Source organism: Sphingomonas sp. Leaf242 (assembly GCF_001422045.1).
Taxonomy (GTDB): Bacteria; Pseudomonadota; Alphaproteobacteria; order Sphingomonadales; family Sphingomonadaceae; genus Sphingomonas.
The window spans coordinates 130,124-153,597 of the sequence record NZ_LMLW01000007.1; the positions used below are offsets into that span (position 1 = coordinate 130,124).

A 23,474-nucleotide genomic window follows, 5' to 3' on the forward strand; every position below is an offset into this window, starting at 1 on the left:
ATGTCCGCATCCGTCCTCCGCCTGAGTTCGATGATCGTCGCGTTTGCGCTGCCCATGGCCGCGCATGCCGCCACGGTGGCGATCGATGTCCGTGGCTTCGACGGCAAGCCACTGCAGGGCGCGGTGGTCACGATCGAGACGCCCAAGGCGCCGGGTGTGACGGTGCGCGGGCCGTACATGATCGAACAGCGCGACATCGCGTTTCAGCCGCATGTGCTGATCGTCCCGGTCGGCGCGACGGTCGGCTTCCCCAATCGTGACCGGGTGCGTCACCACGTCTATTCGTTTTCGAAGACCAAGAAGTTCGACCTGAAACTCTATGGGCAGGAGGACGCCCGGACCGTCCTGTTCGACCGTCCGGGCGTGGTACCGCTCGGCTGCAACATCCATGACTCGATGAGCGGGTTCGTGTTCGTGACTGCCACCCCGTTTGCCGCGCTGACCGACCAGGCGGGGCATGTCAGCATCACCGGCGTGCCGGCAGGGACAGGTACGGTCCGCGTCTGGCACCCCTCGATCCGCGCGCCCGGCAGCACCGCCTCGCAGCCGATCGACGTCGCCGCCACCGGCTTTGCCACGACCTTCGTGCTGCACCGGTGATGGGTCTTCGCGCGCCGCGATTCCGCCATCTCCGGACCAAGCTGTCGGTGCTGTACGCGAGCCTGTTCGCGGTAACGATGGTGCTGCTCGCGATCGTCGCGCAGGCGATGATCTGGACGCACGCGCGCGAGTCCGTGCGCCAGGAACTTATCGCCAGCGGCAGCGTCTACGACCGGGTCTGGACGCTTAGGTCGCAGTCGCTGATCGCGTCGGCCGACCTGCTGTCGCGAGATTTCGGATTCCGCGCTGCGGTGGCCAGTGGGGATCGGCCGACGATCACATCCGCGCTCGCCAATATCAGCCACCGGGCCGAGGTTACCGCCGCGTTCGTGGTCGATCAGGACGGCCGGGTCACCGGCCCCTCGGGCGCGCTTGCGGCGACGGTCGCTCGGTTTCCCTTCGCGGTTCCGGGCGACCGGCGCGACGCGGTCGTGGTGGTGGCGGGGCAGGTATACCGACTGATCCTGTCGCCGGTGATGGCGCCGGCACAGGTCGGCTGGGTCGTCTTCGCGGTGCGTCTCGACGGCACGGAGATGCATGCGCTCGAACGGCTGTCCGCGATCCCGCTGATCGCGACGATCATGCGCAGCGACGACGCAGGCCGCTGGCATGCGGCGGACCGGTCGATCGGATCGGATGCCGACGTCGATCGCCTGGTCGGCGCATCGCAGTCGACCCGGACGCTCGCCATGTTAAATCTTTCGACCGGCCGCGCTTTCGCGATCGCCAAGCCGCTGGCCGGTCTGACGCGTCGACCGCAGGCGGCGATCCTGATCCGCTATCCGCTCAACGCCGCGCTGACTCCGTATCTGCCATTGCAGGCGGGCATCGCGCTCGCCGGGTTGGCCGGGCTGATCCTCGTCGTGCTGGGCAGCCGGCGGCTGGCGATGGGGATCGCCGGACCGATTGCGGCGCTGGACGCCGCAGCGCGCGCGCTGGAGGAGGGGAGCCGCGCGCATATCGTCGTGAAGGGGCGCGACGAGATCAGCAGGCTTGCCGCCAGCTTCGACCGGATGTCGGCCGGCATTCTCGAACGCGAGAACCGGATCACCCATCTCGCGTTCCACGATGTCCTCACCGGCCTGCCGAACCGCACCTTTTTTCGCCAGTCGCTCGACCAAGCAATCCTCCAGGTGGGGCGCACCGGCGGGGGGATCGCGGTGCTGTGTCTCGATCTCGATCGCTTCAAGAGCGTGAACGACACGCTCGGCCATCCGGTCGGCGATGCGTTGCTGAAGGCGATCGGCACGATGCTGAGCGAGGTCGCACCCGACGGGCTGGTCTCGCGGCTCGGCGGCGACGAATATGCGGTGATCCTGGCGGGCCAGTTCGATGCCGATCGGCCGCGCGTCCTTGCACAGAGCATCCTCGATATGATGCGCCAGCCGGTCGTGGCGGATGGCCACCAGATCGCGACCGCGGTCAGCATCGGCATCGCGATCGGCCCGATCGACGGCGAGGACGCCGATGCACTGCTCAAGAATGCGGATCTCGCGCTGTATCTTGCGAAAGAAGACGGTCGCGGCGTATTCCGGTTTTTCGAACCCGCGCTCGACGCCGCGGCACGCTGGCGTCGGCAGGTCGAACTCGACCTTCGCGAGGCGATCCAGGCAGGCCAGTTCGTGCTCAACTACCAGCCGGTGTTCGACCTGAAGGCGGACCGGATCGGCGGCTTCGAAGCGCTCGTGCGCTGGCATCATCCGGAACGCGGCATCGTTCCTCCGGCCGAATTCATCCCAATCGCCGAGGATACCGGGCTGATCATCGCGATCGGCGAATGGGTGATGCAGGAGGCCTGTCGACAGGCGATGCACTGGCCCGAGCATATCCGCGTCGCGGTCAACGTGTCGCCGTTGCAGTTCCGCAACAGCGGGTTGCAGGCGATCATTCTCCAGGCGCTCGCACATAGTGGCTTGGCACCCGATCGGCTCGAGATCGAGATCACGGAATCGGTCTTTCTCGACGGCGAGGGCCCGGTGATCGCGTTGCTGCACACGCTGCGCGCGATGGGCATCCGAGTCGCGCTCGACGATTTCGGCACCGGCTATTCGTCGCTCAGCTACCTGCGCAGCTTTCCGTTCGACAAGATCAAGATCGACCGCTCGTTCATCACCAGCATCGCCACCGATCCAAGCGCCGCGGCGATCGTCCGCGCGATCGTCGACCTGGCGACCGCGCTGAACATGGAAACGACCGCCGAGGGCGTCGAGGATACCGGGCAGCTCGACCTGCTGCGCGGTGAGGGCTGCGGTAACATTCAGGGCTATCTATTCAGTCGCCCGGTTGAGAGTAGCCGTATCGCCGGGCTGCTCGATAATAAATTCAGCCAGGCAGCCTAGCGGGTGGAAGAGTGAACATCGCGTCCGAGCGGTGCACGACAATGCTCGGGTAGACGCCAAATTCCTGCGGCAGATAGCCGAGCGTCCGGCGCAGCACGCACGACTCTTTGAGGACATCGATGCCCTCGAACGCAACGCTGCCGCACGTGGGCAATTGCAGGGTCGAGACGATCCTCATTAGCGTCGACTTGCCCGCCCCATCGGGCCGCAGCAGGCGGGGCAGGCGATCGAGCTCGAGTGCCGTTGGCGTAGACGTGGCTCAGGACCGTGATCGCAAGCATAGCCGTTTTCTTCAGGCAGGCGTTACGACATATGTAGATTTAACAGTCGAGTAACGCTGGCTCGGAGCCCATCATTCAAGCTGACGAACCGCTGCTTCGGGATTAGTTGCGAAGATGTGGCGTCAGCCTTTTGAAGACATAGGGCGTCAAACCCTCATGTAGTGTGAGCTTTGTCGCGGAAGGTAGCCTGTCGAGGCGCAGCTTGCGCACCGAGCGGGTTCCATCCACGTCGAGCCCTTGATCAGATACGACGCCGACGTCAAAGCGGGGCAGGATGTACGGCCCATCTGTATCTCTTGCGACAATGTAGGATATGGTCTGCTGATTGTTGAGCAGCATCTCGCCGTCGGCTAGCTTTACGGTGCCGCAGCAGTCGTTGGCGAACAGGCCGTTAGCACCGGCGTCAACGACAGGCGTACGCAGGAAGACGAGAAAAGCGATGAGCAAGACAGTGCCGGCGGCAACGACACCTATGGTGATAACACGCCGCATCTTCGCTACCCTTTCGCCGCGTCGGACGCTGTTTCCTCTCGGCCCGCAAACGCCCAGCCGGCGTTTCGTCGGGCTCCAGCGTTGAACTTCGCCTACCTCATCGTGGACGCAAGGCAACATATGTAGAATTACGAGTCAAGCGGGTTTGCAGATTTTCAGCCAGTCGTATGAAACAGTGAAGCGTGCATACCAGCTACCGAGCACGCATTTCGCGCGAGACGTCCGCAAAAACCCGAATGTGCCATCGCGAAATAGAAACCACCGCGGCCAATTCGATCGCCAGCTCCGCGACTTGCGCCCTCAATGGCGACAAATCGAGCATCAATACGCTCATGAACAGCGTCAACGTGATCATTGCCGCCCCGATCAGCGTGCCGCACTTCACGATGCGCGGCCAGTCCCCCTCCACGAGCAGCCACGCAAGACAAAGGTGCGCCATGCCGAGAAGAAGCCACGTGATCAGCAATATCGGGATGGCGCTGTTCTGAGACCAGATGAGGTAGAGATTCGGTCCGGCGCCGGCGCCTTGCAAGCCGAAAGGACTTTCTGCCGAGGGTAGGAAGCGGACCGCCTGCTGGAACTGCAGAGCTGCCATCGGGATGAGTAACCCCAGGGCGAGCGCGTAGTTCGCAAGGATCAGGCGTCCTTCGCTGTGCTTCCCGATCTCGCGCCACGCTGCGAACAGGCAGCCGAGAGCGAACAGGAATGGACGCCGATCTTCGACCGCGGCTTCGAACTCCGCTTCCATGGCCATCGCCCACGTTCGGCGATCCGGGCCGAGAGACCGACTGGCCAATGACAGCAAAGCCCGCGACACAGCTTGTGTCATGCGAAGGAGGTCTTGGCGAAGGTGATCGGACCGGCAGGTATCGCCGCCCGCGCAAATGCCACGCCAGCATTCGTTAAACGGTACGCATGGCGCGCAGGGCGGCCGGGGTGTTCTGGCTCGCGCCACTCGGCCTCGACGAGCCCTTGGTCGGTCATGCGGATCAGTAACGGGTACAGCGTTCCCGACAGGAGCCCGGTTTCTTTCATCAGATCGTAGCCGTGGCGCCACTGCTGAGTGCGCGCAGACAGCGCCTCCAACAGGAGGAGCATCTGCTTCGACGGTCGACGATTACGGCCCATGCTTCTACTCAACTTAAGTAGAGTTATCTGTCAACTGTGGAGCAGGCAGTATCGCCCCGCTATCCGCTTTTCGACTTGGTGCCCGCCTGCTGGTGGTCAGCGAGAGGCGAGTGGGCCTGTGGACCGGACGTCACGCAACGCCCAACTCCGGGACGGCCGATGTTGGGAGACGGGCAGCGCACTATAATCGAACGATAGTGGGTCTCCATCCTTCAGCCGACGGAGCGAACAATCGGTCTGCCACTACGGCGCGGAACGCCTCCGAACCAAGACTACTGCAAGTCAGAAGTTGACTCGCAGCGTAGCACCTGCGGTGCGCGGCGTACCCAATTGTCCGGCATAGGCGAACGGCGATGCACCAACGATCGCGGTCGTGCTCAGGTTCTGGAAATACTGTTTGTCGAACGCGTTGTTGATCCAGGCGGAGAGGTCGTAGCGTCCGTTGCCGAGCACCGCTCCGATCCGGAAGTTGGCCAGCGCGTAAGCTTCGATCCGGCTATAGGGTCCGGCATCGGCGGTACCGAACACGCTCGAGCGGTAGCTGATTTGCGCGAGCGCGTACGGGCGCGTGCCGTTTCCCAGATCGACGTGGTAATCCAGCGTGCCGTTGCCGATCCATCGGGGCGCCTGGAACAGCGGTCGGCCGGTCAGATCGCAGACGCCGCTCACGCCGACAGGGCAGGGTGCGTTTGCGTAACGCTTATAGACCGCGTCGTTGTACGATCCGTTGCCGCTGAGCGTCAGCGTGTCGGTGACGCGAAGCGAGGCGTCGAACTCGATACCGCGAGACCGAACGTCGCCGACGTTTGCCAGATACGAGCGGTTGCCGTTCGTCGGCACGATGTTCGCCTGCAGACCGGACAGGTCGGTCGAGAACGCGCTGAGATTGATCGTGACACGACGATCGAAGAACTGGCTCTTCAAACCGAGTTCCCAATTCTTCACCTTTTCGGGCGACAGGACCAGCGGCGTCCCTGCGGACACCGCGGAGTTCAGGTTCAGGCCCGATCCCTTATACCCGGTCGAATACGAGGCATAGGCCAGCACGTCGTCGGCCAGCTTGTACGATGCGCTCGCGAGGTAGGAGACATTGTCGTCCTTCACCGACACGTCGTAATGGAAGGGGATCGACGTCGCCGCATAGGGCGTGCCGACGATCGAGGTGTCCGACACCCCGGAGCGCTTGTCGCGCGTATAGCGGATGCCGCCCGTGACCGTCAGCCGATCCGTGATATCGAAGTTGGCCTGCCCGAACGCGGCGACACTGTCGACGCTGGTATCGACATCGTCGAGATATTGCGATCCCGGCGCGATCACCACGGCTGCCGCAGCCGGATTGGCGAGGCGCAGATAGGTCGTGTAGAACGCGCTCGCATCGGTACCGAACTGGTTGAGGATGAAGTGATCCTTCAACCGCTGGTGAAACAGGTAGGCACCGACCTGCCAGTTGAACCGCCCCGGCCGCGACGCGAGCCTGAATTCCTGTGAATATTGATCGTCCTTGGTCTGCGCGACGTTGACCTGGATGACGTCGAGCGGCGTGCCATCGCTGTCCTGCAAGGGATTGAAATGCCAATAGCGCCAGGCGGAAATCGATGTCGCGGTTGCAAAGCCGAGATCCCAGTCGACCTGCAGCGACACGCCTTTCTGGTCGGTCTTCATGTTCTGCGGCGAATTGTTCTGCGTGAAGTCGAGACTGCGTTGCGGCACATAGCCAAGCGACGCGAGCGCGCGGAGCGTCCGGCTTGTCGTTGCGCTGAGCGATGCTGGCAGCGTGAGCTTCGTGGCGCTGACACAGCACGTGTCGTCTTCCTGTGAATAATCACCCGACAGGCGGATCGTCAGGTTGCTCGCGGGGGTGGCGAGCAACTGGACCCGGCCGCCGCTGCGCCCGACGCTGTTGGCATCGATCCCGGTCTTGATGTTGTCGAGTACGCCGTTCCGGTGGGTGTTGAACCCGGTGACGCGGAACGCGAGCAGGCCGTCGATAACCGGGCCGGTCACGCTGATCCGCTCCTGATTGTAATCATAGGTGCCGCGCGAAACTTCGGCGGTGCCGCCGAACGTGAATTCGGGTTTGCGGGTCGTGATGTTGAGCACGCCGGCCGAGTTGTTGCGTCCGAACAACGTACCTTGCGGCCCTCGCAACACCTCGACGCGATCGACGTCGATCAGATCCGCCAACGCCATGCCGGGGCGCCCGAGATAGACGTTGTCGATATAGACGCCGACCGACGTATCCAGCCCGTCGGAGGCCGAAGACACGCCGATCCCGCGGATGCCGATCGAGCTGTTGCGCGGGTTCGAGTTGAACGCGGTGAGGCTGGGGGTCTGAGATTGGACATCGGTCATCGTATAGCTGCCGGTGCGTTCGAGCGCGGCCCCGGTCAGTACCGACAACGCGATGGGAACGTCCTGCGCGCGTTCCGCCTGGCGACGCGCCGTGACGAGGATGTCGTCCGTCGGTTCAGGCGGGGTCGCCGCCACGGCATCCTTTTTCGGTTCGTCCCGGGCGAACGCCGGTTGCGCCGCCATGAGCAACCCGATGGCCGACGACCGAAACGCAATACGCCGAGAGGATGATGCCATTCTCGCTGCCCCAATTCTGTGAAATGACGATGTCGCCGGATGGCTTCGGGCGGGCCGGCCATGCGTCCCCGCCGTCCATCGATCGACACCCCAACGGTCCAATCTAATTCATATCCAGTCAATGGGACTTGGCCCAATTTCGGAGGGACCGCGGCATAGTTTTTCTGCGAACAATGGCAGGCCGCTGGTCGCAGATGGCCGTTCGTTTATGGATTAATCACTCCTTAGAAGTCGCAAGATGCGGGCCATCCGGGTTTTAGAACCGGGTCCGCGCACACCCAAGAGACGCGAATTTCAATATCCTACCCGTGCAGTATGGATTCTACCGCCCAGCAAAGCTTTTCTACGTTCCGCGAAAGCAGCCCGAAGCGCACCCTTCGGACAGTTCACGAGCAATTGCGTCTCAGGAGGTGCCCATGCCCAATCTCGGAAAACTCGTCGTCAGCCGTCAGGGCTTTGGAGCGATGGGGCTGTCCAACACGTACGGTGAGGCGGACGATGCGGCCTCGATCGCCACGATCCACCGGGCGATCGACCTGGGCATCACGCTGTTCGATACCGCGACTGGCTACGGCGACGGCCATAACGAACGGCTGGTCGGCGAGGCGGTCCGGTCGCGCCGCGCCGACGTGGTTCTCGTCAGCAAGTTCGTCCATCGTCCGCAAGGTGGCGGTGCCGACATCGAACCGGTGCATCCGCGCGATGCGGTCGATGCCAGTCTCAAGCGGCTCGGCGTCGAGCGTATAGATCTCTATTATCTGCACCGCGTCGACCCGCTGATCGCGATCGAGGAGTCGATCGGCGAACTCGGGCGACTTGTCGACGCGGGCAAGATCGGCGCGGTCGGCGTTTCCGAGGCGACCGCCGACGGCATCCGCCGCGCGCATGCGACATACCCGCTGACCGCGTTACAGAGCGAGTATTCGCTGTGGACGCGCGATGTCGAGGTCGAGATCCTGCCGACGGTCCGCGAACTCGGCATCGGTTTCGTCGCCTATAGTCCGCTCGGGCGCGGCTTCCTGGCCGGTGCCGAAGTGTCCGATCCCGCCGACCGGCGTCATCTGCATCCCCGGTTCCAGCCCGAGGCGGTCGCCGCAAACGCGCAACGCCGCACGACGATCGAACAGGTCGCCAAGCGGCTCGGTGCCAGCATCGCGCAGGTCAGTCTGGCATGGGTGCTGTCGAAGGATGTCGTGCCGATCCCGGGTACGCGCCACGTCGAACACCTGGAATCGAACTGGGCCGCAAACGGTCTGGTGCTCGACGACCAGTCGATCGACGCGCTCGAAGAGGCCTTCCCCCGGGGAGCGACCGCCGGCGCGCGCTATCCGGCGGAGAGCCTGAAGCTCGTGCCGCCAGAACCCATCCCCGCCTGAGCCGCCGGGCTGATCCACCAGCTCGGTTTAATCGATTGGAGAGTATCATGAGCAACGTAGCTGCGCTTCGCCCCGAACAAGCCGTCGATCGCTTCGGTTACCGCCACATCGGCGTCACGCCCGTGACGCCGACGATCGGCGCGGAGATTTCGGGCGTCGACCTTCGCCAGCCGATCAATGCCGATGTCGCGGCCGATATCCAGAAGGCGTTGCACGACTGGCGGGTCGTGTTCTTCCGCGATCAGGACATCGACAACGACCAGTTAAAGGCGTTCGGCCGCGCATTCGGGCCTCTGACGCCGGCGCATCCGATCTCGGAAGGGCTGGAGGATCATCCGGAGATCTGGGAACGCAGCGTCGAGGAATATCGCGCACGGCGCAATCGCAACGATGTGGCTCCGCCAGGCCGCGAACCGCCGCGGGACTATAAGGGTTGGCATATCGACATCACCTTCGTCGCCAATCCGAACCGGTATTCGATCCTGCAAGGCGTCGAGATACCCCCGTTCGGCGGCGATACATTGTTCACCAATCTGGTCGCCGCCTATGAAGGCTTGTCCGCACCGATCCGCACGCTGATCAACGGACTTCAGGCCGTACACCGGACCAGCGGCTATGATGGCGCCGATGCCAAGCTGCGGCGCGACGGACGATCCGCCGGGCCGTTTGCCGCGCTGCACCCGCTCGTCCGCGTTCACCCGGAAACCGGCGAGAAGCTGCTGTTCCTCAATCCGGAGACGATCAGCCATATCGTCGGACTGAAGGAACCCGAGAGCAAGGCGCTGCTCGACCTGTTGTTCTACGAGGCGACGCGGCCCGAATATCAGGTACGGTTCCACTGGAAACCGAAGTCGCTGGTGGTGTGGGACAACCAGGCCGTCGCACATGCTGGACCGATCGATTATTCACATTTCGATCTGCCACGCGCGGTTCGAAGGATCACGGTCGCCGGCGATCTGACGCGCGGGCCGGACGGGTTCGTGTCGCAGCCGCTGGAAGGCGAACTGTTCAACGTGCTCGGCTGATGCCGCGCGCGGCCAGAAGCAAGCCCTGGGGCTTTATCGCGCTGGCCGCGTTCGTCGCGGTCACGATCGCGTTGCTGTTCGCGTTTGCCCCCAATCGTCGATCGGCAGCCGTGGCAGGAGGATTGCCTGAAACTGCGCCGCTGCCGGACTCGGTGACGAAGGCGACCGTGCTGGTGGTCGGCGATCCCGTGACGCAGTGGGTGTTCGAGCATCTCGGTTGGGAGGACAAGCTCCCCTTCACGCTGCAATGGGCGCAGATCACCGGCGGTCCCGATGTGACCGAGGCATTCCACGCAAAGGCGCTGGATGTCGGGCTTGGTGCGAACGTGCCACCGCTTCACGCCACCTGGGTAGGGCTGCCGGTCAGGATCGTGGCGTTCCGCGAGCGTCGCGATCCGGCGCGGCACCCGGCTTTCGTCCTCGCCATCGCACCGAAGGCCGGCATCCGCAGCCTTGCTGACCTGCGCGGTAAACGGATCGCGTTCAGTCCCAGCCAGGTGCAGGGCCAGATCGTTCTGCAGACGCTCAAGGCGCTCGGGTTGACCAAGGCCGATGTCACGTTGGTCGAACTGCCGTCGAGCATCGGCGGCGACGTCTACACCAGCGCGCTTGCGAGCAATCTGGTCGACGTCGCACCGATCGGCAGCGGGATCGTCGCCGATCGCTATCTCCGCAAGTTCGCGCGGGACGGGGCCAGGACACTGCCGCATCCGGATTTTCGGGACGATGCCGTGCTGGCCTATGTACCGCTGGATAGCCTGCGCAATCCCGGGAAGGCGGCTGCGCTGAAGCGTTTCGTCTATTGGTGGGGGCGTGCGCAGGCGTGGCAGCAGGCGCATCCCGATGCACTCGCCCGCGGCTATTATGTCGCGCACCAAGGGCTTTCGCTCGCCGATGCGAAGCTGATCCTCGCGGCGCAGGGGGAGGTCGTGATCCCCGGCCGCTGGGCCGAACCGATCGCGTATCAGCAGGGTGCGATCGACCTGCTGGCGCCGCAGATGGGCAAGCCCCGCTTCGATGCGCGGACGTTGTTCGATCCCCGCTTCGAAACCATCGCGGCAAACGGCTTTGCCGCCGAAGCCGCTGCCTCCTCCGGCCCATAGGAGTCGTCATGAACGCACCCTTTCCCCATGCTGCGATAACCACCGCGTATCTCGGCACCGTTGCTTCCGTATCGACCTTTAAGCTGGATGCCGTCGACGATACCTCGGCGGTGGCGCGCGATCATCGCGAGCGTACCCGCCGCTTGGGGCTCGATACCCCGCTCGCCTGGGGGTGGCTGCTCGGGCCGCTGCTCCTGCTGCTATACTGGTCGGTCTTCTCGATCACCGGTTTTCTCGACACCCGCATCCTGCCCGCGCCGTGGACGGCGCTCACGGCGGGCATCGAACTCGTGCGCGACGGTCGGCTGCAGACCAATTTGGCTGTGTCGGCATGGCGCGCGGCACAAGGGCTGGCGTTCGGCACGGTCGTTGGCGTGGTGCTGGCACTCGTCTCGGGGCTCAGTCTGCTTGGCGGGTACGTTATCGACGGTCTGGTTCAGCTCAAGCGCGGCATTCCCGTCCTCGCGCTGATCCCGTTCATGATCCTGTGGTTCGGCGTCGGCGAGGCGATGAAGGTCACCGTGATCGCCGTCACCGTGTTCGCGCCGATCTACATCCATACGCACAGCGCGTTGCGCGCCATCGATCTGAAACAGGTGGAACTCGCCGAAACGCTCGGGCTTCGTCGGTCGACGTTCATCCGGCACGTCGTCCTCCCGGGCGCGCTGCCCGGCATGCTGCTGGGGCTTCGGTTCGGCGTCACCGCGGCATGGCTTGCGCTCGTCGTCGTCGAGCAACTCAACGCGACCAGCGGCATCGGCTACATGATCACGCTGGCCCGTAATTACGCGCAGACCGACGTGATGCTGGTCGGCCTCGTCGTCTACGCGATCCTAGGACTGGGATCGGATGCCGTGGTGCGCGTGATCCAGCGCCGTGCATTGACCTGGCGCCGGACGCTCGGCGCATGAGCGTCGTGCGCATCCGCAACCTGACGCGCCGCTTCACGCAGAAAGGGGTGCTCGACGGCGTCGATCTCGATATCGCGCGCGGTGAATTCGTCGCGCTGCTCGGGCGCAGCGGTTCGGGCAAGAGCACGCTGCTGCGCGCGCTTGCCGGTCTCGACCACGAGGCGAATGGTGCGGGCGAGATCGTCGTTCCAGATCGTCTGTCGGTCGTGTTCCAGGATGCGCGGCTGCTGCCGTGGAAGCGGGTGCTGGACAATGTCGTGCTCGGTCTCGACGGCAAGGATTCGCGGGACTGGGGACGCGAGGCGCTTGCCGAAGTCGAGCTGACGGGGCGGGAACGATCCTGGCCCTATGAATTATCCGGCGGCGAACAGCAGCGCGTTGCACTTGCGCGATCGCTGGTCCGGCGTCCCGAACTTCTGTTGGCCGACGAACCGTTCGGTGCGCTCGATGCGCTGACCCGCATCCGGATGCACGTCCTGTTGCGGCGGCTGTCGGCGGCGCACAACCCCGCCGTGCTGCTCGTCACGCACGACGTCGACGAGGCGATCGAACTTGCCGACCGGGTCGTGGTGCTCGACGCGGGGCGCATCGTCGCGGACATCCGCGTCGCATTGCCGACAGATACCGCAGCCCGGCGTGAACGGTTCGCCGCGCTCCAGCACGACCTGCTCGCGCTGCTCGGCGTCGAGACCGATGGCCTTACCCAATATTCCACCCGGCAAAGGATGAGCGCATGAGCAATCACGATCGCAAGCTACGTCTCGGCGCGTTCCTCCAGGCGACGGGCCATCACGTCTCGGCATGGCTCCACCCCGATGCGCAGGCCGATGCGGGCCACAATCTGGAGCACTATAAACAGGTCGTGCAGACCGCCGAGCGCGGCAAGTTCGATATGGTCTTCGTCGCCGACAGTCCGGGCGGCTATGCGGACTTCACCGACGAGGCCACCTTCAAACAGAATGCCAAGGCCGCGCATTTCGAGCCGATCACGCTGTGGTCGGCGCTGTCGCAGGTCACCGAGCGGATCGGCTTCGTCGCGACGTCGACGACGACCTATGAGGATCCGTACACGACGGCGCGAAAGTTCGCGTCGCTCGACTGGATCTCGGGCGGCCGGGCGGGGTGGAACGTCGTCACCACCGGCGCCGACGTCTCGGCCAATTTCAGCAAGCCGGCGCACCTCGAACACGCCCGCCGCTACGACCGTGCCGAGGAGTATATCGATGTCGTGAAGGGGCTGTGGGACAGCTATGAGGACGACGCGTTCGTCCGCGACCGCGATGCCGGCGTGTACCTCGACACCGACAAATTCCACCTGCTCGCGCATGAAGGCGAGCATTTCCAGGTCCGCGGGCCGCTGAACATCGCACGCTCGCCGCAAGGCTATCCTGTCATCGTCCAGGCGGGGGCATCCGAACCGGGTCGCGAACTTGCGGCCCGGACCGCCGAAGTGATCTTTACCGCCAATCTGATCCTGGCGGACGCGCAGGAGTTCTATGCGGACATCAAAGCGCGCCTGCCGCGATATGGGCGGCGGGCGGAGGATCTGCTGGTGATGCCGGGGATATTCCCGGTCCTCGGCGGCACCGAAGCCGAAGCCGCGACGCGCTACGAGGCGTTGCAGTCGCTCGTCCATCCGTCGATCGCATGGGGCATATTGCGCCGCCATTATCAGGGGATCGACCTGTCGGGCTATGCGCTCGACGATATCGCACCGCCGCTGCCGAACGATACCAACGGCAGCAAGAGCCGGCTGAAACTCGTGTCCGACCTGATCGAACGCGACCGACCGACGCTCCGGCAGCTATACCGGCAGGTGTCCACGGCGCGCGGGCATCTCACCAGCGTCGGCACACCCGAGCAGATCGCCGACGTCATCCAGACATGGTTCGAGCAGGGCGCGGCGGACGGGTTCAACATCATGCCGCCGATCCTGCCGACGGGCCTCACCGATTTCGTCGATCAGGTCGTGCCGATCCTGCAGCGCCGCGGGTTGTTTCGCGCGGAGTATGAGGGTCAGACGTTGCGCGAGAACCTCGGTCTGCGGCGGCCGGAGAATGGCTTGAAGTCGCGGGCGCGGACCGCGGTATCGCCCGAGGCGATCGGCGCACACGCATGAGCTTGGACGAAGCGTTCCGCACCCGGTATCGCGACGAGGATGCTCCGGTGGCGATCGCGGACAACGCAACGCTCCGGACGCTGCTCGATCATCGGTCCGTCCGCGCATATCTGCCCGAGCCACTCGATGCGGGTATCATCGAGACGCTGGTCGCAGCGGCGCAGTCGGCACCGTCATCGTCCAACCTTCAGGTCTGGAGCGTCGTCGCGGTCCAGAATCCCGCCCGCAAGGCACGCCTTGCGGCTCTGGCGGGCAATCAGCAGCCTATCGTCGAAGCGCCGTTGCTGCTGGTCTGGCTGATCGATTTCGACCGACTGACGCAGATCGGGTGAGCGCGGGGTACGCAGCCGCAAGCGCTCGACTACCTGGAAAGCTTCGTGCTCGGAACGGTCGACACCGCGCTCGCCGCGCAGAATGCGGTGGTGGCACTGGAATCGCTTGGACTGGGCTCGGTCTACATCGGCGGTATTCGCAATCAGCCGTCGGCGGTTGCCGCGGAGCTCGACCTGCCACCACGGGTCTTCCCCCTGTTCGGCCTCGTGGTCGGCAAGCCCGATCCGTTGCGTCCCGCCGCGGTCAAAGATTGCCGCAAGCCTCGGTCCTGTTTCACGAGACTTATCAATGGACGTCGCGACAGGACGAAGCGGCGGCAGCGTATAATATCGCGCTGCGTGCGTTCCAGCGTGATCAGGGCATGCCGGAACGCGACTGGACCGACCTCGCGGGAGACCGGACGCGTAGCGCAGACGCGATGGCAGGGCGTGATATCCTGCGGGGCGTGCTTCGCGATCTGGGGTTCGCGTTACGCTGACAAGCGTCCCTACCGCGGGAGAATATCGGCAGGGAGCTCGCCAATCGAACTCTGGCGATCGTCCGAGGCGACGCCTTGCAGCAACGGTAGAAGATCGAGGAGGCGCACGGTCGCCTCGGTGTGCGCCGCCTGTCGATTGGTGGGATACGCTGCCGGCTCCGCGCCGGTCTCGATGACGTGGCTGCCCCAGCCGTCGGCGACGGCCAGCAGCCTGTCGATGAACGGATAGGATACGCTGGCGACGACCGATGGGAAGGGCAATCGAGTCGAAGGCCCTTGCCGCGCCGCCGCGGCAATGGCATCCTGGCCGAAGCCGATGTTCAGCGGCGACAGGAACAGCGCGCCCTGGACCGAGTGCAGATAGCTTCGCGGCGACAATTGCGCCCACCACGCCACGGCAAGGCAGGCGACCCCCTGTGCGAGGATGACGGCCGGTTCGCGGCGGCGCGCGAACACCGCATCGAGCTGTAACGCCCAGCGCCCGGCCTGGAATTTCGCCAGATCCAATTCCACCGTCGGCACCGACAAGGCCTTGGGAGCATCGCCCTTGACCGTGACGATCACGGCGTGTTGGGGATCGATCGAAGCCGGATACCACAGTGTCATAGCAGGGCTCCCAAGAGGACATCACGGTCGCGACCCACTTGCCGGGTGCGCCGACTCGAGATCGAACGTGATGTTAGCGAGGATATTCCTACTGCGACGATAGGCAATGGCGGTGCGTCGGTTTGCACGGAATGCGTGCCCGGTCGCCGTCGAGGCGGAGTGCATGAGGCTGTCGCCTGTCGGCCGACGGCGATCATGCGCCCGGCTTTCTCGCGTCGATCGCGGTTCGCGAGACACGCATCACATTGCCACTTCCGAGTTCGGCGACCTGGTCGGCGGTATAGTGGCGACGCTTGAATTCGGCGGTGACGGCCGGTTTCCCCAACATCGTTCCAGCCGACGACGCTACCTATTCTAACCGCTGTCGGGAGAACCGTCGGTATGTTTTGGCACATCAGGGTCCGCTCTTTGCTGCCAATCGACATCAAGTGCCATGCTGACAGTCTGTCCTGCCGTGACCGGACGTGCTGTCGTTCAGATACTTTCTTGACGGTATTTCGAGTAGCCAAGTCCGAACAACGTCTGCGAGGGCGGCATTTGCGATACGTTCGCTCACGAGCGACGAGCAGGCGAGCAGGCCGTTGGGGCAGTAGCGATCGTCGTCCCAGCCGGGGTGATCTAGGATCGGGTAGAGGCATACGCCCTCTACGGGCACGCCGAGCGACTGGGCGATCTTCACCTCGCGCAGGATCATGCAGAGCCAGGCGGGGCGGGCGCTGCCTTCGATGCCGGTTTCGGCGATGAAGATCGGGCGGCCGTAGCGCGCGTAGGCGTCGGCGAGGATCGCGTGGAGCGGGCGGCTGAGAGGGTGGTCGTACGACAATGGCGGGCCGCCGTGGATCCACTGGTTGTTGTGGTAGAAATTGACGCCGACGATATCGAGCAGCGCTGAGCGGCCGCCGATCTGCGGCCACGCCTTGCCCGCGATCATGTCCCAGGCTTGGTATTGTGCGAGGCGGTGGCCTTCTGCGGCGGGGGCGTCGTTCGGGCGGGCGGGGTCGGTGATGACGTTGATGACCGGGTCGGCGTGGACGAACCTTGCGGCGGGGTCGACCGCGAGGATCGCCTCCATCGCGGCGATCGACGCGCGGGCGAGTTGGACCTTGAGTTCGTAGCCCCGGCCGCGCGCGAACGGGTTGAGATAGGCCGCGTCGCCGCCGCCCCAGGCGAAGAACGAAATCTCGTTGACCGGGGCGTAGAAGCGGGTCCCGCCAAGGACAGCTGGGCCGATGTGGCGCGCGGCGGCGGCGGCGAAGGCGGCGAAGCGCGTGACGAAGTCGGGCGTCCAGATGTCGACGTCGTCGGGCCAGCCGTAATGGAGCAGGTCCCAGATGACTTCGGTTCCGATCGCCTGGGCCGCTTCCAACTGCCGGTCGAGGCTGGACCAGTCGTAGCGGCCAGGCTCGCGTTCGATCAGATGCCAGCGCAGGCCGTCGCGCACGGTGAGGATCCCGAGCTTGGCGAGTTCGCTGTAATCATGCGCGGCGAGAGTGTCGTGGTGGCTGGCGGCGATGACGTCGACGCGTTTGCGGTCGTGCGCGCGGCGGTGGGTGGAGGATTCGAAGCCGCCTTGCAGGAAACTGCGGAAGAGGTCGGTCGGGCGGGCGAGAGGTGGTCGGTCGGACAGGGCTTCGGCGAACAGGGCTTCCCAGCGGGGGACGACGGCGGCGACGGCATACTCGCTGTCGACCTTGGCACGGAGGGCGGTGCCGAGGCGGGTTCGGAGTGCCGGGTCTTCGAGCAGTCTGGTGATCGCCGCGGCAACTGCGGGCGGGTCTTCGTGGGGCACGAACAGGCCGCTGACCGCGTCGACGATCTGTTGTTCGGAGCCGTTGTCGCGCGTTGCTATGACGGGGAGGCGTGCGGCGCCAGCTTCGGCGATCACGTGCGGCATGCCTTCGCCGCGCGAGAGCCAGACGAAGATGTCGAGCGCGGCGAGCAGGTCCGGCACGTCGTCGCGGTCGCCGAGGAAGGTCAGGGCGGTGTCGAGGCCGAGTGCGTGCGCTCGGTTACGGAGTGCGGCGGCGTATTCGGGGATGAAGGCGTCGGGTCCGCCGATTACCACAAAGCGCGCGCGGGGGTGGCGGGCGTGGACGAGCGCGGCGGCTTCGATGAAGTCCTCGACTCGCTTCTTCGGGTCGAGCCGGCCTAGCCAGCCGATCAGCGGTACGTCTTCGGCGATCCCTAGCGTCGCACGGACCGGCGCGCGGCGGGCGGGGTCGAAGGCGCGCGTGTCGACCATCGATGGGATCTCGATCGCGTGGTGTTCGCGGCCGGGCATGCGGCTGGCGGCGGCGTCGCGGATCGACGCGCAGACGCCGACGTAGCGCGCGGTGAAATGCTTGGGGCCGGCGAGCGCTTCGGAGACTAGGCCGCCGTGCTCGATCAGCGGCGGGCGGAGGTGCATGCGTTCGAGCGCGGGATAGATGTCCGCGACGTTCTGGCACGAGACGACGACGTCGTAAGCAGGCAGCTTGCTCGCGAGGTAGGCGACGGTCTCGTCGAAACCGAGCGCGTAGGGCGTGCGGTCGACGGGGACGCCGATCGCTTCCAGTTGCGCGTGCGTCTGCTCGGGCATGCCGTCTTTCCGGAAGCAGGCGACGACCTCGATCCGGTAGCGCGTCGGATCGAGCGCCTGGGCGAGCAGGCGCACCTCCGTCTCCTCGCCGCCGACGACGAGCCAGGCGAAGACGAACAGGATGCGAATCGGGCGGGCGTCGGCAGTGAGTGCGGTGCTCAATCGCCGACCTTGAAGACGATCTGGAGGAATTCGGGGCGCTCGCCGACCAGCCGGGCGATGAAGGCGGGGGCGTCGTCATAGGGCACGACATGCGTGATGAGTTGCGCGCGAATCTCCGGGCCACGCGCGAGGAGCAGCTTCACCGTCTCGTTGGCGAGGCGGCGGCGGTCCCATTGGAAGCCGAGCCCGCGGGGGACGCGGTTGATCTGCGCGCAGCGGAGGTTGAGGCCGTTGTGGTGGAATTCCTCGCCGAGCCGGAGCCGGTCGGCGCCGCCCTGATAGAAAGCGAGATCGATCACCGTGCCTTGTGGCCTCAGCGCGCGCATCGCGGCGTGGAGGCTGGCGGCGTCGGCGCGAGTCTGGAACACGACGTCCGCGCCGCGATCGTCGCCGCCGTGGAGCCAGCGTGCCTTGGCGTAGGCCCAGGCCTGGTCCTCGGTCATCGCGGTGATGCCGAGGCATTCGGCGCGCAGGCGGCGGAAGGGGGACGGGTCGGCGATCACGACTTCGCTGGCGCCGGCGGCTTGCGCGAACAGGGCGGTCAGCATGCCGACGATGCCTGCGCCTATCACCAAGGCGGGGCGGCCGCGGATGCCGTCGCCGAGGTTGACGACGTTGGGTCCCAGTAATTCGACGTCTGCGTGAAGAATGCCGTTGGCGGCGATCGGACCCATCTGGCCGATATAGATGCCGAGGATCGGATCGAGCTCGGGTGGGAGCTTGGTCAGCATGTCGTTGAACGGGTCTGCGGTGTGGCCGGTCTTGTGGCCGAAAACGGTGCCGACGACGTCGCCGTTGGCGAAATCGTCGACCCGGCTGTCGCTGACGCGCGCGCATTCCATGTAGCCGAGGAACGGCACCGGATAGTGCGCGCTCGGCTCGCCGGGGACGAACACGCCGCGGCCTGCGTCCCAGCGCGAGTGGAGATACGGGTTGCTGTTCTTGACGAAGGTGAGTTCGGTACCGGCGGAGAACCCGGTGTAGAGCAGGTCGAGGCGGACCTGACCATCGCCCGGAGGTGCCTCGTCATAGCCGAAGAAATAGGCCTGGCCTGGACGTTCGACGCCGAGCGAGCGGACGTGGCGCCACTCAGACATGCGCCACCTCCCGCTCGCGGACGTCGATCGCGCGGCCTTCGACGGCGGAGCGTTCGATCGCCAGCGCGAGGCGGAGCGTTTCGAGCGCGGCGGGGTAGGGACAGCGGATCCGGTTTTCTCCGCCGCGGACCGCGTCAATGAAGTCGCGATCCTCGAGCACGACCGGATCGCTGCCGGTGCCGCGCACCGGGCGGCCGCGGCCGATATCGATCATCACGTCGCGGTCGGTCAGTTCGATCGCGAGGCCTTCGCCGAACAGATGCAGGCCGACGCGGTGGTTCCAGTTGAGCAGGCAGGTCGACGCGAAGTTGGCGATCGCTCCGCTCGCGAAGGTGACCATCGCGGTGCTGGTCGTCGCGACGTCGAGGCCGAGGAAGGCGGCGCGGTCGATGTGGCCCGACTGGCCGTAGACGCGGACGACGTCACCGACGAGATAGCGTGCGAGATCGACCAAGTGCGTCGTCTGTTCGAGCATCTGGCCGCCCGATGCGTCCTTCTTCCACCACCAGCGCGGCGGCGGGGTGGAGTCTAGCCAATAGCCGGACAAGAGGCGGGCGGGGGTCGCTGAGAGCAGCGCCTTCACCTCGTCCACCGTGTCGAGATAGCGCCAGTGATAGCCGACCGCGGTGACGAGGCCGAGCCGGTCGACGGCGGCTGCGACGTCCTCCGCGGTGCCGAGATCAAGCGCGATGGGCTTCTCGACGAAGAACGGCAGCGTGTGCTCGATCGCGAGGCGTTCGGGTTCGCCGTGCGCGAAGGGCGGCACGCAGATGTAGAGCGCGTCGAGGTCGACCGCGGCTAGCATCGCAGCGGCATCGTCGAACGCGCGCGCGCCGAAGCGGGCGGCGGCTTCGGTCGCGCGCGCCATGTCGACGTCGGCGACCGCGACGATCGCGACGTCGTCGAATTGCTCCAGCACGCCGAAATGGCGGTTGGCGATGCCGCCTGCGCCGATGAACCCGATCCGTGTCCGCTCCACGCCGTCTCCCTTTGTGTTTTGGTCTTGCACGGCGGCGTAGACCGCACGCGTGTCGGCGATCATGCGATCTGCCGAGAACATGTCTTGCTGGCGTTCGATCGACGCGCTGGCCATTGTTTTCAGGCTGTCGCGGTCGGCTAGCATCGTGATGACCGCATCGGCGAAGCTGGCCGGGACCGCGGCGGTCAGGCGACCGGTGACGCCGTCCTCGATCGCTTCGGCGTTGCCGGGTGCGACGGTGGCGACGACGGGAAGGCCGGCGGCCATTGCCTCGAGCGCGACCAGCGGCAGGCCCTCAAACGCGGAGGGGAGGACTAGCAGGTCGGCGAGCGCCATCAGGTCGGCGACATCGCTGCGCGTGCCGAGCATTCGGACGGTGCCGGCCAGCCCCTTGGCGGCGATGGCACGTGCGGTCTGGATGAGGAGGGGGCCTTCGCCGGCGAGCAGCACGATCACGTCCGGATGCGCCGCGCGGATCGCGGGCAACGCATCGAGCAGAAGCGCGTGGCCCTTTTGCTCGGCGAAGCGGGCGACCATCAGCAGGACGGGGGCATTGCCGACGCCCCATTCGTCGCGAAGGGCTCCGCGTGAGCGCGAGGGTTTGTGTGCGCCGACGCCGTTGTGGATCGTCGCGACGAGTGCCGGATCGACGCCGGCTGCGCGGTGGCTGTCGCCGACGGCGTCCGAGACGCAGATCAGGCGTGCGAGTGTTGCCGAGGTGTCGCGGTGCTCGTCGCGCTGGGCGGGGTCGGTGAGGAGGTAGGGGAGGTGTTCGGTGCGGATTACGGGGACGCCAACCGCGTGCGCAGCGCGGACTGCGGCGTGGCCTTCCCAGCCTATGCCGGCATGGACGTGGACGATATCGGGCGCGGCGCGGTCGAGCCAGCGGGCGAGATTTGCATCGTCGTCGAGCGCTTTCACCGCATAACCCCTGGCGGCTGCGTGTTCGAGCAGGCCGGTGCCGGGACGCGCGGCGACGACGATCTCGTCTCCGTCCAGTCCTTCGGCGAGCGTCAGCATGTGCGCGCCGACGCCGGACGGGGCGAGGCTGTCGGTCAGCAGGCAGATACGGGTCATTCGGCAGCCATCACGGGGGTTTCGAGGACGGCAGATTTCGCGACCATGCGGCGATAGGTGGCGAGCGCCTGCCCGACGACCTGATCCATATTGTAGTAGCGATACGTCGCGAGCCGGCCGACGAAGGTCACGCCTTCCTCCGCATCGGCGAGTGCCTCGTAGCGCTTGAACAATGCCTGGTTCTCGGGGCGGGGGATCGGGTAATAGGGGTCGCCCTCCGCGCTCGGGAATTCATAGCTGATGCTGGTCTTTGCATGGAGCTGGCCGGTGAGGTGCTTGTATTCGGTGATGCGGGTCTGCGGCACGGCTTCGTCGGGATAGTTGACGACCGCGACCGGCTGGAACTGCGCGACGTCGTGCGTCTCGTGCCGGAACTGGAGGCTGCGATAGGGCAGCTTGCCGAAGCGGAAGTCGAAATATTCGTCGATCGGGCCGGTGAAGACGATGTGGTCGACGTCGACCCGATCGATCACGTCGCGATATTCGACGCCGAGATCGAGCGTGATGCCCGGATGATCGAGCATCGCCTCGAACATCCGGGTGTAGCCGTTGGCGGGCATCGCCTGGAATTTATCGGTGAAATAGCGGTCGTCGGTCGAGGTGCGGGTCGGCACGCGCGCGGTGACGGCGCGGTCGAGGTCGGACGGGTCGAGACCCCATTGTTTCCGCGTGTAGCCGCGGAAGAACGTCTCGTAGAGATCGCGGCCAACCGCGGCGACGACGACGTCCTCGGACGTGCGGATGTCCTCGACCGATTCCGCGCGGCTGGCGAGGAAGGCGGTGGCTTCCGCGTCGTCCTTGAGCGACAGGCCGTAGAGTGCGTTGAGCGTGGTGCGGTTGATGGGCATCGGGACGAGCTTGTCGTCGACGTTCGCCAGCACCCGGTGTTCGTAGGTGCGCCACTCGGTGAAGCGCGAGAGATAGTCGAACACGTCGGCGGAATTGGTGTGGAAGATGTGCGGACCGTAGCGGTGGATCAGCACGCCGGCCGCGTCGTGTTCGTCATAGGCGTTGCCGCCGATGTGCGGGCGGCGGTCGACGACGAGGACGCGCTGGCCGCTGTCGTTGGCGAGCCGCTCGGCGAGAACCGCGCCGGCGAAGCCTGCGCCGACGATCAGCGTGTCGTAGCGTTCGCGTTTCGGCGCGGGGCGGAAGGTTCGTTTCGCGTGGAGGACGCGGTCGATCTCGGTGGCCATGGCGGTTTGCGTGCGGTCCCAGGATTGCGTGGCGAGCAGGCGGTCGGCTTCGTCGCGCCACACGCCCTCGCGGGGGAGGGCGAGTGCGGCCTCGCACGCAGCGACGAACGCGGGCAAGTCGGCGGCGATCGCGACGGCCGCTACGTCGCCGTAATGGCGGATCACGTCGACGATCGGGGTCGAGACGACGGGCAGGCCGCCGGCGAGATATTCGGGCGTCTTGGTCGGGCTGATGAAGCGGGTCGCGGCGTTGATCGCGAACGGCATCAGCGCGACGTTCCAGCCGGAGAGATAGGCGGGGAGTTCGTTGTAGCCGCGGCCGCCGAGCCAGTGGATGTTGGCGCGGCGTGGCAGGTGCGCGGGGTCGATCTTCACGACCGGGCCGATCATGATGAATGACCAGTCGGACCGTTTAGCGGCAACCGCGTCGAGCAATGCGAGGTCGATGCGTTCGTCGATGACGCCGAAAAAGCCGAGCTTCGGGCCGGGGATGTGGCGCTGGTCTTCGGGTTCGATGTTGCCGGTCCGCGCTTGTGCGAAGTGCGCGACGTCGACTGCCGAGGGGAAGGCGTGGACGTCGCGGTGACGGCCGCGCTTGGCTTCGTAGAGGCTGTAGCCGCCGGTGAAGACGAGGTCGGCGCGGGTGAGCAGCCGGGCTTCGCGGTCGAGCAGGGCGGGGTCGGCGAAGCGGAACGCGGACAGTTCGTCCATGCAGTCGTAGACGACTGCGGCGGCATCCAGATGCTCGGCGAATGGGAGCATCATTGGGGTGTAGAACCAGAGGACGGGCTTTGCGCGGATGCTCGTCGCGACCAGCATGTCGAGGAGTTGCCGCAAGCCCGCCTCGACCTGCTCGGCATTCCACCAGTGCGGCAGGCGCGGGCGCAGTGCGATCACGTTGTCGGCGGGAAACGGGTGATGTTCGAGAAACGGCAGCGGGTGATCGCAGGGGATGTGTTCTTCCCAGACGAACACGCTCTGGGCTTGCGCGAACCGCTTCATCAG

The 23,474-nt window shown here is 65.5% G+C and carries 20 protein-coding genes and 1 pseudogene; 10 read left to right on the forward strand and 11 right to left on the reverse strand.

What is annotated here, in order from left to right:
• The gene (locus ASF09_RS05115) at positions 1-600 is read left to right on the forward strand and encodes a methylamine utilization protein (RefSeq protein ID WP_235529642.1); all 600 of its coding nucleotides are present in this window, start codon (positions 1-3) and stop codon (positions 598-600) included.
• Positions 600-2,939 carry a putative bifunctional diguanylate cyclase/phosphodiesterase gene (locus tag ASF09_RS05120; RefSeq protein ID WP_082444092.1) on the forward strand — a complete coding sequence of 780 codons (2,340 nt, stop codon included), beginning with the start codon at positions 600-602 and terminating at the stop codon, positions 2,937-2,939. The genes ASF09_RS05115 and ASF09_RS05120 overlap by 1 nt, the downstream gene beginning before the upstream one ends.
• Here ASF09_RS05120 and ASF09_RS05125 read toward each other — a convergent pair.
• The 5 genes from ASF09_RS05125 to ASF09_RS05145 all read right to left on the reverse strand — a co-directional run bounded on the left by ASF09_RS05125 (position 2,923) and on the right by ASF09_RS05145 (position 7,375).
• Positions 2,923-3,117, reverse strand: coding sequence for a hypothetical protein (locus tag ASF09_RS05125; protein ID WP_060525228.1), 195 nt, complete (start codon positions 3,115-3,117; stop codon positions 2,923-2,925). The two genes, ASF09_RS05120 and ASF09_RS05125, sit on opposite strands and share 17 nt — an antisense overlap.
• Before the next feature lie 205 nt (positions 3,118-3,322).
• Positions 3,323-3,712: a hypothetical protein gene (locus ASF09_RS05130; RefSeq protein ID WP_060525229.1), complete on the reverse strand. Its 390-nt coding sequence runs from the start codon at positions 3,710-3,712 to the stop codon at positions 3,323-3,325.
• A gap of 193 nt (positions 3,713-3,905) precedes the next feature.
• Positions 3,906-4,466 carry a hypothetical protein gene (locus tag ASF09_RS05135; RefSeq protein ID WP_060525230.1) on the reverse strand — a complete coding sequence of 187 codons (561 nt, stop codon included), beginning with the start codon at positions 4,464-4,466 and terminating at the stop codon, positions 3,906-3,908.
• Between the two features lie 71 nt (positions 4,467-4,537).
• Positions 4,538-4,810, reverse strand: coding sequence for a PadR family transcriptional regulator (locus tag ASF09_RS05140; RefSeq protein WP_082444093.1), 273 nt, complete (start codon positions 4,808-4,810; stop codon positions 4,538-4,540).
• Between the two features lie 312 nt (positions 4,811-5,122).
• Positions 5,123-7,375 (reverse strand): TonB-dependent receptor, encoded by a 2,253-nt coding sequence (locus ASF09_RS05145; RefSeq protein WP_060525232.1) that lies wholly within the window; start codon positions 7,373-7,375, stop codon positions 5,123-5,125.
• Between the two features lie 470 nt (positions 7,376-7,845).
• Between ASF09_RS05145 and ASF09_RS05150 the strand changes: the two genes are divergently transcribed.
• The 8 genes and pseudogenes from ASF09_RS05150 to ASF09_RS20895 all read left to right on the forward strand — a co-directional run bounded on the left by ASF09_RS05150 (position 7,846) and on the right by ASF09_RS20895 (position 14,774).
• The gene (locus ASF09_RS05150) at positions 7,846-8,805 is read left to right on the forward strand and encodes an aldo/keto reductase (RefSeq protein WP_060525233.1); all 960 of its coding nucleotides are present in this window, start codon (positions 7,846-7,848) and stop codon (positions 8,803-8,805) included.
• A 47-nt stretch (positions 8,806-8,852) separates the two neighbouring features.
• Positions 8,853-9,830, forward strand: coding sequence for a TauD/TfdA dioxygenase family protein (locus ASF09_RS05155; RefSeq protein WP_060525234.1), 978 nt, complete (start codon positions 8,853-8,855; stop codon positions 9,828-9,830).
• The gene (locus tag ASF09_RS05160) at positions 9,830-10,933 is read left to right on the forward strand and encodes an ABC transporter substrate-binding protein (protein ID WP_060525235.1); all 1,104 of its coding nucleotides are present in this window, start codon (positions 9,830-9,832) and stop codon (positions 10,931-10,933) included. Before ASF09_RS05155 ends, ASF09_RS05160 begins: the two co-directional genes overlap by 1 nt.
• An 8-nt stretch (positions 10,934-10,941) precedes the next feature.
• Positions 10,942-11,844, forward strand: a complete 903-nt coding sequence (locus ASF09_RS05165) for an ABC transporter permease (protein WP_082444095.1) — start codon at positions 10,942-10,944, stop codon at positions 11,842-11,844.
• Positions 11,841-12,581 (forward strand): ABC transporter ATP-binding protein, encoded by a 741-nt coding sequence (locus ASF09_RS05170; RefSeq protein WP_060525236.1) that lies wholly within the window; start codon positions 11,841-11,843, stop codon positions 12,579-12,581. The genes ASF09_RS05165 and ASF09_RS05170 overlap by 4 nt, the downstream gene beginning before the upstream one ends.
• Positions 12,578-13,963: an LLM class flavin-dependent oxidoreductase gene (locus ASF09_RS05175; RefSeq protein ID WP_060525237.1), complete on the forward strand. Its 1,386-nt coding sequence runs from the start codon at positions 12,578-12,580 to the stop codon at positions 13,961-13,963. Before ASF09_RS05170 ends, ASF09_RS05175 begins: the two co-directional genes overlap by 4 nt.
• A pseudogene (locus ASF09_RS20890) lies at positions 13,960-14,454 on the forward strand (nitroreductase family protein); the annotation flags it as partial. The gene ASF09_RS05175 and the pseudogene ASF09_RS20890, both read left to right, overlap by 4 nt.
• A gap of 92 nt (positions 14,455-14,546) precedes the next feature.
• Positions 14,547-14,774 (forward strand): hypothetical protein, encoded by a 228-nt coding sequence (locus ASF09_RS20895; protein WP_235529741.1) that lies wholly within the window; start codon positions 14,547-14,549, stop codon positions 14,772-14,774.
• A 9-nt stretch (positions 14,775-14,783) separates the two neighbouring features.
• Here the strand turns inward: ASF09_RS20895 and ASF09_RS05185 are convergent, their stop codons facing one another.
• The 6 genes from ASF09_RS05185 to glf all read right to left on the reverse strand — a co-directional run bounded on the left by ASF09_RS05185 (position 14,784) and on the right by glf (position 23,471).
• Positions 14,784-15,380, reverse strand: a complete 597-nt coding sequence (locus tag ASF09_RS05185) for an alpha/beta hydrolase (RefSeq protein ID WP_060525238.1) — start codon at positions 15,378-15,380, stop codon at positions 14,784-14,786.
• Positions 15,381-15,573: 193 nt separating this feature from the next.
• Complete coding sequence (locus tag ASF09_RS20900; protein WP_235529643.1) at positions 15,574-15,708, reverse strand: dipeptidase; 135 nt, start codon at positions 15,706-15,708, stop codon at positions 15,574-15,576.
• A 96-nt stretch (positions 15,709-15,804) separates the two neighbouring features.
• A complete protein-coding gene (locus ASF09_RS05190) occupies positions 15,805-18,120 on the reverse strand; it encodes a glycosyltransferase family 4 protein (RefSeq protein ID WP_082444096.1) in 2,316 nt (771 codons plus the stop codon).
• Positions 18,117-19,217, reverse strand: coding sequence for a zinc-dependent alcohol dehydrogenase (locus tag ASF09_RS20645; RefSeq protein ID WP_200912524.1), 1,101 nt, complete (start codon positions 19,215-19,217; stop codon positions 18,117-18,119). The genes ASF09_RS05190 and ASF09_RS20645 overlap by 4 nt, the downstream gene beginning before the upstream one ends.
• A complete protein-coding gene (locus tag ASF09_RS20650) occupies positions 19,210-21,273 on the reverse strand; it encodes a glycosyltransferase (protein WP_200912525.1) in 2,064 nt (687 codons plus the stop codon). Before ASF09_RS20650 ends, ASF09_RS20645 begins: the two co-directional genes overlap by 8 nt.
• Positions 21,270-23,471, reverse strand: coding sequence for a UDP-galactopyranose mutase (gene glf / locus ASF09_RS05200; protein WP_156359264.1), 2,202 nt, complete (start codon positions 23,469-23,471; stop codon positions 21,270-21,272). The genes ASF09_RS20650 and glf overlap by 4 nt, the downstream gene beginning before the upstream one ends.
• Between the last annotated feature and the right edge of the window lie 3 nt (positions 23,472-23,474).

Excerpts from the sequence above, each read along its gene's own strand:
- ASF09_RS05115 (WP_235529642.1), top strand. The coding sequence starts at position 1 with ATGTCCGCATCCGTCCTCCGCCTGAGTTCGATGATCGTCGCGTTTGCG.
- ASF09_RS05120 (WP_082444092.1), top strand. The coding sequence starts at position 600 with ATGGGTCTTCGCGCGCCGCGATTCCGCCATCTCCGGACCAAGCTGTCG.
- ASF09_RS05125 (WP_060525228.1), bottom strand. The coding sequence starts at position 3,117 with ATGAGGATCGTCTCGACCCTGCAATTGCCCACGTGCGGCAGCGTTGCG.
- ASF09_RS05130 (WP_060525229.1), bottom strand. The coding sequence starts at position 3,712 with ATGCGGCGTGTTATCACCATAGGTGTCGTTGCCGCCGGCACTGTCTTG.
- ASF09_RS05135 (WP_060525230.1), bottom strand. The coding sequence starts at position 4,466 with ATGGCCATGGAAGCGGAGTTCGAAGCCGCGGTCGAAGATCGGCGTCCA.
- ASF09_RS05140 (WP_082444093.1), bottom strand. The coding sequence starts at position 4,810 with ATGCTCCTCCTGTTGGAGGCGCTGTCTGCGCGCACTCAGCAGTGGCGC.
- ASF09_RS05145 (WP_060525232.1), bottom strand. The coding sequence starts at position 7,375 with ATGGCGGCGCAACCGGCGTTCGCCCGGGACGAACCGAAAAAGGATGCC.
- ASF09_RS05150 (WP_060525233.1), top strand. The coding sequence starts at position 7,846 with ATGCCCAATCTCGGAAAACTCGTCGTCAGCCGTCAGGGCTTTGGAGCG.
- ASF09_RS05155 (WP_060525234.1), top strand. The coding sequence starts at position 8,853 with ATGAGCAACGTAGCTGCGCTTCGCCCCGAACAAGCCGTCGATCGCTTC.
- ASF09_RS05160 (WP_060525235.1), top strand. The coding sequence starts at position 9,830 with ATGCCGCGCGCGGCCAGAAGCAAGCCCTGGGGCTTTATCGCGCTGGCC.
- ASF09_RS05165 (WP_082444095.1), top strand. The coding sequence starts at position 10,942 with ATGAACGCACCCTTTCCCCATGCTGCGATAACCACCGCGTATCTCGGC.
- ASF09_RS05170 (WP_060525236.1), top strand. The coding sequence starts at position 11,841 with ATGAGCGTCGTGCGCATCCGCAACCTGACGCGCCGCTTCACGCAGAAA.
- ASF09_RS05175 (WP_060525237.1), top strand. The coding sequence starts at position 12,578 with ATGAGCAATCACGATCGCAAGCTACGTCTCGGCGCGTTCCTCCAGGCG.
- ASF09_RS05185 (WP_060525238.1), bottom strand. The coding sequence starts at position 15,380 with ATGACACTGTGGTATCCGGCTTCGATCGATCCCCAACACGCCGTGATC.
- ASF09_RS20900 (WP_235529643.1), bottom strand. The coding sequence starts at position 15,708 with ATGTTGGGGAAACCGGCCGTCACCGCCGAATTCAAGCGTCGCCACTAT.
- ASF09_RS20645 (WP_200912524.1), bottom strand. The coding sequence starts at position 19,217 with ATGTCTGAGTGGCGCCACGTCCGCTCGCTCGGCGTCGAACGTCCAGGC.
- ASF09_RS20650 (WP_200912525.1), bottom strand. The coding sequence starts at position 21,273 with ATGACCCGTATCTGCCTGCTGACCGACAGCCTCGCCCCGTCCGGCGTC.
- glf (WP_156359264.1), bottom strand. The coding sequence starts at position 23,471 with ATGAAGCGGTTCGCGCAAGCCCAGAGCGTGTTCGTCTGGGAAGAACAC.